Annotated in this window: 7 protein-coding genes and 2 pseudogenes; 5 read left to right on the forward strand and 4 right to left on the reverse strand. The window is 40.4% G+C overall.

Annotated elements, in window-relative coordinates:
- Positions 1-413 (forward strand): annotated as a pseudogene (locus GNF10_RS32115) (hypothetical protein); the annotation flags it as partial.
- Positions 414-537: 124 nt separating this feature from the next.
- On the forward strand, positions 538-1,716 hold the full coding sequence (locus tag GNF10_RS32120; protein ID WP_260446360.1) for a mannosyltransferase family protein: 1,179 nt from the start codon (positions 538-540) through the stop codon (positions 1,714-1,716).
- 88 nt (positions 1,717-1,804) lie between these two features.
- Here the strand turns inward: GNF10_RS32120 and GNF10_RS32125 are convergent, their stop codons facing one another.
- Positions 1,805-3,373, reverse strand: coding sequence for a glycosyltransferase family 39 protein (locus tag GNF10_RS32125; protein ID WP_185592112.1), 1,569 nt, complete (start codon positions 3,371-3,373; stop codon positions 1,805-1,807).
- Positions 3,374-3,450: 77 nt separating this feature from the next.
- Between GNF10_RS32125 and GNF10_RS32130 the strand changes: the two are divergent.
- From GNF10_RS32130 to GNF10_RS32140, 3 genes and pseudogenes are all read left to right on the forward strand, one after another.
- Positions 3,451-3,846: pseudogene (locus GNF10_RS32130) on the forward strand (DUF2079 domain-containing protein); the annotation flags it as partial.
- A gap of 82 nt (positions 3,847-3,928) precedes the next feature.
- Positions 3,929-5,170, forward strand: coding sequence for a DNA cytosine methyltransferase (locus GNF10_RS32135; RefSeq protein WP_185587492.1), 1,242 nt, complete (start codon positions 3,929-3,931; stop codon positions 5,168-5,170).
- The gene (locus tag GNF10_RS32140) at positions 5,143-6,120 is read left to right on the forward strand and encodes a Bpu10I family restriction endonuclease (RefSeq protein ID WP_185587494.1); all 978 of its coding nucleotides are present in this window, start codon (positions 5,143-5,145) and stop codon (positions 6,118-6,120) included. Before GNF10_RS32135 ends, GNF10_RS32140 begins: the two co-directional genes overlap by 28 nt.
- Positions 6,121-6,221: 101 nt before the next feature.
- Here the strand turns inward: GNF10_RS32140 and GNF10_RS32145 are convergent, their stop codons facing one another.
- From GNF10_RS32145 to GNF10_RS32155, 3 genes are all read right to left on the reverse strand, one after another.
- Positions 6,222-6,587 (reverse strand): clan AA aspartic protease, encoded by a 366-nt coding sequence (locus GNF10_RS32145; protein WP_185587496.1) that lies wholly within the window; start codon positions 6,585-6,587, stop codon positions 6,222-6,224.
- Positions 6,584-6,856, reverse strand: a complete 273-nt coding sequence (locus GNF10_RS32150; RefSeq protein ID WP_185587498.1) for a hypothetical protein — start codon at positions 6,854-6,856, stop codon at positions 6,584-6,586. The genes GNF10_RS32145 and GNF10_RS32150 overlap by 4 nt, the downstream gene beginning before the upstream one ends.
- Before the next feature lie 167 nt (positions 6,857-7,023).
- Positions 7,024-9,492 (reverse strand): ATP-dependent Clp protease ATP-binding subunit, encoded by a 2,469-nt coding sequence (locus GNF10_RS32155; protein ID WP_185587500.1) that lies wholly within the window; start codon positions 9,490-9,492, stop codon positions 7,024-7,026.
- Positions 9,493-9,799 lie beyond the last annotated feature (307 nt).

The raw sequence follows: 9,799 nt of genomic DNA on the forward strand, positions 1-9,799 counted from the left end.
ATATTTATCAATGGATTCCCAGTAATTTTTATAATATTGTTGTTCCTATAGGTTTAGCCTTAACTATATCTGCGATATTTTTATTTGCATACATTGTCTATAAAAGTAGACTAGAAATTACTCAAGATAGACTGATACACTTAGCGACAATATCAGTTTTCTTTATGCCATATATCCTACCCAAGATGCACGACAGATATTTCTATCCTACCGATATATTTTCTCTTATCTTTGCCTTTTACTTTCCTCAATATCGTTGGGTAGCTATCGTAGTGCAAATGTCCTCATTTTTTGGCTATTTAGGAACTCCTATCTATATCCAGTTGTTTTCTATACCTTTAGGTTTTACACTCTGGTTTGTTGTGCAAAATTGTGACATGATTTATCCAAAATTAAAAGCTGAATTTTTTTAACGCATCAATCAAAAGTTAATGTATCTATTTAAAATAAATGAATATAGAGAAAAAAATTTTGCCGGATAGCTTATTTTTTGTCATAGTAATGTGGCTTTCTAGTAGGCTTTTAATAGCAATCGCTATGTTACTGATTGCCCCATTATTTCCAAGTTCATCAAATGGCGTTATTGCCACATTCAGTTGGGATGTTTTTCATGCTTGGGATAGTGTTTGGTATGAGAAAATTGTGACTTCTGGTTATGATTTCTCTAGTGAAGTAAAGGAAATTCACACAGTTGCATTTTTTCCTTTATTTCCATTGTTAAGCCGGATCATTATGTTCACTGGTTTGCCTTTTAAAGTGGCAGGTATATTAGTTAATAATTCAGCTTTTTTAGCTGCGTTACTCATACTTTATTTTTGGGTGCAGGAGCTTTACGACACAAGCACAGCACGATGGGCGACAGCTACTTTAGTATGGTGTCCCTATTCCCTTTATGGAACTGTAATTTACACTGAAGGTCTGTTTTTGTTGTGTACCACATCTGCCTTACGAGCTTTTGATAAAAAGCAATATATTTGGGCAGGATTATGGGGAGCATTATCTACAGCAACCCGACTACCCGGAGTTGCTCTTATCCCCGCTTTTGTATTTGTTTCTTGGAAAGAGCGTAGAGGCATAAAAGCGTATATTGCCAGTTTAACTGTTGGTTTGGGTATATCCCTCTACAGCCTTTATTGTCAAATTAAATTTGGTGATGCTTTGGCTTTCATCCATGCACAAAAAGCATGGCGTGGTGATGCAACAGGGTTTGCTTGGGAAGGTTGGTGGAAGATGCTGATGCAAATTACGGTAGGTTTCACTAACTGGAAATCTGGCTATATTAAAGACCCTTTATATCCATTATTATTTTTAATAATTATTGGTAGCGGCTATTTATTATGGCGCTTTCGTGTATATCTGGGGATAAGTAAATTCCGCTATGGAGTATATTTTTTATGGCTATTGTTGTGGTCATTGACAGGAGATGAATTATTTAAAATTGCACTAGTTTTTGGCGGTATTTATTTACTATGGTTATCACGCGCTAAAATTCCCCTTGTTACTGTTGTCTATGGGTTTTCTTCTTTCGCTTTAATTTTAAACACCGGGATTACAGCCTCGGCTGAACGCTACGCTTACGGGATTGTATCGCTGTCAATGGCATTCGGGTTATTACTTGCCCGTTATCCTCGCTGGGGATACCCAATCATGTACTTTTTTGGAATACTAATGTTGACATTCTCTATTCGATTTGCCCGCGATCTTTGGGTAGCTTAATTTGATTAATATTATCTATTGGTGTTTTACCGAGAAATAAGATACCTGACTTCTTTGAAAAGTCGGGTATCTGTAGCTTTTGGTATAATTAATTTTTAATAATTAGTGTAAATTCGTTAGTTGCTCCTAGAATTTTACTACCAGTTAAATTTATTTGCTGTAAAGCCCCATTATCTAACAGCAAATAAGATTTATTTGATAACATTTTTTGCAGAAGTGGCACAGTTGTAGCAGTTATCTTGCAATCGCTATAAAAATCTAAACTGGGACGACCATAAGCAAAAGAGGTGTAAATTTGTGTTCCTGGTGAAACATTTGCCCGAATTAATTCCGCTACTGGTTTAACTGGAAAAGCTTCATTCAATTCCCAAATCCAAGATTGCGAACTTACCAATAAGGTTAACACTAAATACATCCCTATAAATAATACAGGAATAAAGTTGCGATCGCGCTGTTTAACTAACCATGCTGCGATGCCCATACTTATTACCAAAACAATGCTCATGACTATTAAAATAGGCTGTTTCTTAATAAAAAAGTAAACACAACCTCCTAAACCAGCAATAGAAATAATAGCCAAAAATATTGTCCAGGTTCGCACTCGAAAATTGCCATTCTGCCAAACTTCACTCAAATTAGCACCAATTGCTAAGGCTAAAAATGGATATACAGGCATGACATACCACGGAAGCTTAGTTCTCATAAAAGAAATAGTTCCTAAGTAAATAATTGTACCCAACAGAACTAGAGAACCCCAAGTTTCATAACGTTTTTTCCAAGCTAGATAAAGCCCTCCAGGTAAAAATAACAGCCAGGGAAAACCATATTTGAGTAGTTCTAATAAATAGTACCAAACAGGGCCGCTATTACCTTCAACAGTTTGTGTAAGACGGTCAAAAGCTTGTGCTTGAAAATGCACCTCTAAAAAAGTATTACCATAATGTTGCCATTGAGCAATATACCAAGCGATCGCAGGAGCATTTCCTAATAAAATTCCTACCCATAAATAGGGGCTTTTCAACAAAGCTAATTGCCGATCTGCAAACAAGAATAAACAGGCGATCGCCCCCAATAGTAAAACTATCGTCCCTTTAGTCAGAATAATTAACCCCAGACAAAATCCCACGCCTAGAGCATATTTTCGGTTCTGACGTGCCTTCAAAAGACAAAATAACAACAGCAAGAAAAAAGAAATGGTCATCCCATCTAACATTACCAGCCTTCCATGACGCACCACAGGCAACATTGTCAAGTAAACTAAAGCAGCAAATAAAGCAGGTAAATTTTGTTTAAAAGCCAAACGCCCTACTAAATAAAGCAAAGGCACACCCAAGGCAGTTAAAATCGCACCAGGTAAGCGTGTGGTTAACTCTTGCACTCCTCCTAGTTGGTAGCACAAAGCAATTAACCATTGCATCAAAGGCGGTTTTAATAAAAATGGTTCTCCCTGAAGGGTGGGATAAAGCCAGTTACCAGTCCGGTAAATTTCTCTGGCGACTAGAGCGTAAGTCCCTTCATCCCAGTCTCGTAAAGGGGAATTTCCCAAGAATATCAACCAGAGAACTAGAGATATTACCAGTAAGCTAAATAACCATTTTTTTGGTGCGAAAATTGTAGTTCTTTTTGTGAATAGCTTTACAATATTTGGGCGATACATTTAAGGCTGATTAGGGTAGTGAATAATATTGCTAATTATGTATCTAAAATACTTACGATGAATACTTTTTTGATGGCATGAGGAAAAAACTGAATCAGCTTGGTTATCTTGGTTGGATAATTGGCGTGAGTGCCTTAATTTTGTTTGGGTGCAGCAGCTTACGACACGAGTTGTTTCAATCAAACGCTTTTGACTTAGGAATTTTTGACCAAGCAGTTTATTTAATTAGTCAAGGGCAACCGCCTATTAGCTCTTTCATAGGTTTTCATATTCTCGGCGATCATGCTGCTTGGATATTCTATCCCTTGGCTTTACTCTATAAAATCTATCCTAGTGTTTACTGGTTATTTGCTGTGCAGGCAGCTGCCTTGGCATTAGGCGCTTTGCCGACTTGGTATCTAGCCCGCCAAGCTGGACTGAAAGAAAACCAAGCAATAGCGATCGCATTTGTATATCGGCTGTATCCAACTGTATAGCAGGTTGACAAAGCGTTACAAGGGTATCATCCTAGAGTGTTTAGAAGGTAAACCAGATGAGTAACCACATTAAGAGTCTATGCTAACAGCACAACCTATCACTATTGATTTGTTTGCTGGGGCTGGCGGCTTTGGTCTAGGTTTTGAGATGGCAGGTTTCTCTGTTCCTTTATCCGTTGAGATTGATACCTGGGCTTGTGATACACTGCGCCATAACCGCCCTAATATGACAGTTATTCAACAGGATATCCGTGATTTAAACACTGCAAGTAGCGTTAATGATATCTGTCACTTCAAGCCGGATATTGTTATTGGTGGGCCTCCATGTCAAGGTTTTAGTATTGCCGGCCCAGCACAAAAAGATCCTAAAGATCCTAGAAATAGTCTATTCATTAACTTTGCTGAGTGGATATGTTTTCTGGAACCTAAAGCTTTTGTAATGGAGAATGTTAAAGGTTTACTTTCGCGCAAAAATAATGAAGGTAAAAAGGTAACAGATATCATTAAAGAAACTTTTGAAAATCTAGGATATTTTGTAGAAGTATGGTCATTAAATTCTGCTGAATATGGTGTGCCACAAATTAGGGAGCGTATTTTTATTGTTGGAAATAAAACAGGAAAAAAATTAGGTATTCCTCCAAAAACACATTCTTTAGATTTATTACATATCAATAGCTCTCAATTATCAATATTTGCTTGCATGGGTTTACTTCCTGCCATAAGCTTGTGGGATGCTATATCAGATTTACCACCACTGAATGCACGTGAGGGTGAAGAGAAACAACCTTACATTTCAGAACCTCTCAATAACTATCAAAGCTGGATCAGGAATGGCAGTACAACACTTTACAATCATGTTGCAATGGATCATTCCCAGAGGCTTGTAGAACGCTTCAAACACATTAAATGGGGTGAATCAAGTTCAGACGCACCAAAAGAACATGGGGCTAGACGGCGTAGTGGAAATGGAGAGTTATCTGAGATAAATTATGACCAGAACAACCGACGTTTAAATCCATATAAACCATCACATACAATAGCCGCTTCATTTTACGCCAATTTTCTTCATCCTTTTCAGCATCGCAATTTGACAGCCCGTGAAGGGGCACGTGTTCAATCTTTTCCTGACACTTATCGTTTTCTAGGGAAGAAGACTGTTGTATCTCACAAATTATTACATCGAGAAGAGAGATTCGACGAGAAGTTTCTTTGCCAGTACAATCAGGTAGGTAATGCTGTACCACCTATTCTTGCTAAAGCGATCGCACTTCATCTTCAAGAGAAATTAGAGCTATGCCCAAAAGCGATAGGAACCCTTTAGTTCACGGCTCTAATCTTGAACAAAAGGAGAATCACCGCACAAAATACAGGGATGTTGGCAGTAAAAAATATCTCAGTGAGATTAGAGCTGAGTATGACAAGTGGCATTCAGCTAATCTCGAATTAGTTGGGCCGACATCAACACCTACTGCTCAAGATGAAGCAATTATTGCTACTAGGGTAGAACTTCTATCAAAATATAAGGACTTTTTAGACCAGCAGCACTATGCTGAGAAGTTTGATTCTCGATCGAACCTTCACTCTAGCGTACTAGAGGAATTTCTCTATTATCTGTTTAAAGATTTAGTCAGAGACTTTGGAGAAAATGCTCTCATCGGCAAATCACATACATTCAAAGATATTTTCTTTGTACCGCCAAAATACTCTGAGATGCTTAAGCGACCGTATGCACGTATTGAAAAGAAAGATCATGACTTTGTAATTGGAGCCACTATTCAAGTATCATTTGAAGCAGCAACCCCACCGGAGAAAGATGAAAATCCTAGGGAAGTACTGCCACTTCTTAAAGAGGAACCGGAAAACTACTCTGAAGTTACAGTTACAGGAAACACCGAAACGCACATTTTCGATATTCCAGTTGTTGCAATTGAATGTAAAACATATCTCGATAAAACTATGCTCGAAGGTTCATCACGAGCAGCAGAGGACTTAAAGGCAAGAAATCCAAATAGTTTATATGTTGTACTTATGGAGTGGATTAAGCTGACCAGTAATGTCAATCTTCGCAAGTACAAGGTTGACCAAATTTACGTACTACGTCAGCAGAAAAATACTGACCGAGAATTTAGATATGAAGAAAAATATGTTAAAAATTCAATTAATCTAGTTGTAGTTCAACATCTATTCCATAAAGTGCGGAAGCATCTGAAAATGGATTGGACTGGCGGAATTGAACACGGAATAGAGCGTGGGTGGCTAATTGACGAGTAGCTGCTGACTAACGATAAAGCTAAAATTTTAAATCCTATTCAACCCCTTGGGGTAATAATTTTCATTGCTGTTGATAGAAAGTCTATATATCCAGAAAGCAACTACAATTCATCAATTGTTACTAAACCGCCCTCGATAAACTGTATGACAAGTTCATACCCATCAAGTAAAGCAGTCCCTAATAAAGGTCGCTTTCCTGTCGCAAGTACATTAACTACCCTTTCTTCGCCATTCCAAATAATAACAGCTTCATGTACTGGTATATCTACCCAACTATTATCAGCTAAATTTGCAGGTAGCTCATAACGGAAAGATAAATTCAATAAAGCAACTGCTTCTGGTGGTAAACAAAGGTAATCTGTAAAACCTGTATCTATAACAAATTCAATCGTAAAATCTGGTAAATTTGGCAGTCGAAATTCTACATTAACAGTTGGGTGTGCATCCTTGACAATCCCAGAAATCACTGTGAATCACGCTCTAGAAAACCAGAGAAGGAAACAGCAACTTTATAACCAATGCGAATTCCATATAGTCGAGCAAATGGGTTTTTATTACGTAAATATCGTGCTGATTCTAAGCCTGTTTTATCAATTGCGTATTCACCTGTTTCTATATCGATAATCACCATTTTACCGATGTTTTCTTCTCGTTCCACTTGTTGACGAATGCTATTTTCATATAATTCTTTCGCACGTCGTCCAACTTCTTCGCGGCTTAAAAGTATGGCTTGCATGTTCTTGCTCCTTTGTTCATGTTGTATCCTAATTCTACTACCAAGCTATAATACAAGGCGGTTTAGTGAACGATATACTAACGCAGACCGAAAAAAAACGGTAGAGCAATAAATACTCTACCGTTTTCTAATTTTCTATTTGAGACTTAAATCCCAAACTCTAAATCTTACTCAACACCTTGGGGTAACAATTCCCGGCGTTGTTGAGAACTAACTTGGACAATGCCATTTTCATCCACATCAACGATGGCAGTATCGCCATCTTTGATACGACCAGACAGAATTTCTTCTGCTAGGCTATCTTCTAACAGGCGCATAATTGCCCGACGTAATGGCCTTGCGCCGTAGCTGGGACTGTAACCTTCTTGGATCAACCGATCCTTGAAGCGGTCTGTGACTTCTAAGGTGATACCCTTTTCCGTCAGACGACCAAATACTTCCTTGAGCATAATTTCGGCGATTTGGGTCACTTCCGGCTTGTTCAACTGACGGAAGACGATAATTTCATCGAGTCGGTTGAGGAACTCTGGACGGAAGTACTGCTTGAGTTCTTCGTTGACTAAAGAGCGAATCCGGTTGTAAGTTGACTCGCTGGCATCTTCGGAGAATTCAAAGCCGATACCGCTACCGCCTTTTTCAATTACCTTAGAACCAATATTGGAAGTTAAAATCAGCAAGGTGTTCTTAAAGTCCACCGTGCGACCTTTGGCATCAGTTAACCGACCGTCTTCCAAAATTTGCAACAGCATATTGAAGACATCGGGGTGCGCTTTTTCGATTTCGTCGAACAACACCACGGTGTAAGGTCGCCGCCGCACGGCTTCGGTCAGCTGACCACCTTCGTTATAGCCAACATAACCTGGAGGGGAACCAATCAGCTTGCTGACGGTGTGACGCTCCATGTATTCGGACATATCTAAGCGGATCATCGCTTCTTCGGAACCGAAGAAGTAAGCAGCTAAGGATTTCGCCAACTCGGTTTTACCTACACCAGTAGGCCCAGAGAAGACAAAGCTAGCTATGGGTCGATTGGGATTTTTCAAACCGACACGAGCGCGACGAATTGCCCGTGAAACTGCTTTCACAGCTTCATCCTGACCGATTAAACGCTGATGCAAGGTGTCTTCCATGTGCAGCAGCTTTTCAGATTCAGATTCGGTGAGTTTGTTCACCGGTACCCCAGTCCAGGAAGCGACAATGTGAGCAATGTCTTCTTCTGTAACTACAGGTTCTTCACCTTCTGTGCCAGTTGCATTGGTCTTGCTTTGAGCGATCGCCCGGATTTCAGCTTTGATTTCCATTTCGCGATCGCGCAGTTCTCCAGCTTTGTCAAAGTCTTGAGAGCGCACCGCGTCATCTTTTTCTTTTAATATCTGACGCAGTTCTTTGTCTAACTCTTTGGCTGCGGGTGGCAGTTGGGAGTTAATCAAGCGCACTCTAGAACCAGCTTCATCAACTAAGTCGATGGCTTTATCTGGGAGGAAGCGATCGCTAATGTAACGATCTGATAACTTCGCCGCCGCCACTAATGCTTCGTCGGAGATTTTCAGTTTATGGTGTTGCTCGTAGCGTTCGCGCAGACCATATAAAATTTCAATTGTTTCATCAACTGTAGGTTCACCAACCATTACTGGTTGGAAACGTCGCTCTAGCGCTGCATCTCGCTCGATGTGCTTCCGGTATTCATCTAGGGTTGTAGCACCGATGCACTGCAACTCACCTCTGGCCAAAGCTGGCTTGAGGATATTCGCTGCGTCAATAGCACCTTCTGCTGCACCTGCACCAATTAAGGTGTGTACCTCATCAATCACGAGAATGACATTACCCGCCGAGCGGATTTCATCCATGATTTTTTTCAAGCGTTCTTCAAATTCACCCCGGTACTTGGTTCCTGCTACGAGCAAACCAATATCCAACGTGACGACGCGTTTATCTTCCAGGATGTCAGGGACATCTTTGGTGGCAATGCGTGAAGCTAAACCTTCAGCGATCGCAGTTTTACCAACCCCTGGTTCCCCAATCAGCACTGGGTTATTTTTGGTTCGGCGACCCAATATCTGAATCACCCGCTCAATTTCCTTGGCGCGTCCCACCACTGGATCGAGCTTATTGTCTATCGCCATCTGGGTCAGGTTTGAGCCAAATTCATCCAGAGTCGGGGTTTTTGTGCGCCCGGATGAGCCACCTGGTGAAACTTCGGCAGTTTCTCCCAACATGCGGATGACTTGAGTTCTTACCTTAGATAGATCCACACCGAGGTTTTCTAGCACCCTGGCTGCGACACCTTCCCCTTCGCGGATTAGGCCCAACAGCAGATGCTCGGTGCCAATGTAGTTATGCCCCAGTTGGCGTGCTTCTTCCAAGGAGAGTTCTAGAACTCGCTTTGCCCGTGGCGTAAACGGAATTTCCACGGCAACAAAGCCTGATCCCCGTCCTATAATTTTTTCAACTTCAATTCGGGCATCTTTGAGATTGACGCCCATTGATTTCAGCACCTTGGCAGCCACTCCAGTGCCTTCGCCAATTAGACCCAGGAGGATCTGCTCGGTTCCGACAAAGTTGTGACCTAAACGGCGGGCCTCTTCTTGGGCCAGCATGATTACCTTAATGGCTTTTTCTGTGAAGCGTTCAAACATGGCATTTTTCCCATCACCTGCGGTCGTGCCGGTATGCTGATTTTAGCACAGGCAAAGCTTTTGGATGCCTGTATAACAGATTATAGACATCCTGAAGCTATGACTTTAGTTGATGGGCTAATTGTTAACTATTGACTACTTTTATTCGGCTAGTGTACTGAGGAGCTTTAGTTCACCAGCGTTTTTGGGACTTTTTGAGATTTATTACAAATAACTAACTGCTTATATTGAGAGTTTTTCACTTAATCCCAAACACCTACATATACCATATACACTGCTAAATATCAAGCATAATAAACTTATATAA

Source organism: Nostoc sp. UCD121 (assembly GCF_014222285.1).
Taxonomy (GTDB): Bacteria; Cyanobacteriota; Cyanobacteriia; order Cyanobacteriales; family Nostocaceae; genus Nostoc.

Coding starts and splice junctions, on each gene's coding strand:
- GNF10_RS32120 (WP_260446360.1), top strand. CDS start 538: ATGTTACTGATTGCCCCATTATTTCCAAGTTCATCAAATGGCGTTATT.
- GNF10_RS32125 (WP_185592112.1), bottom strand. CDS start 3,373: ATGTATCGCCCAAATATTGTAAAGCTATTCACAAAAAGAACTACAATT.
- GNF10_RS32135 (WP_185587492.1), top strand. CDS start 3,929: ATGCTAACAGCACAACCTATCACTATTGATTTGTTTGCTGGGGCTGGC.
- GNF10_RS32140 (WP_185587494.1), top strand. CDS start 5,143: ATGCCCAAAAGCGATAGGAACCCTTTAGTTCACGGCTCTAATCTTGAA.
- GNF10_RS32150 (WP_185587498.1), bottom strand. CDS start 6,856: ATGCAAGCCATACTTTTAAGCCGCGAAGAAGTTGGACGACGTGCGAAA.
- GNF10_RS32155 (WP_185587500.1), bottom strand. CDS start 9,492: ATGTTTGAACGCTTCACAGAAAAAGCCATTAAGGTAATCATGCTGGCC.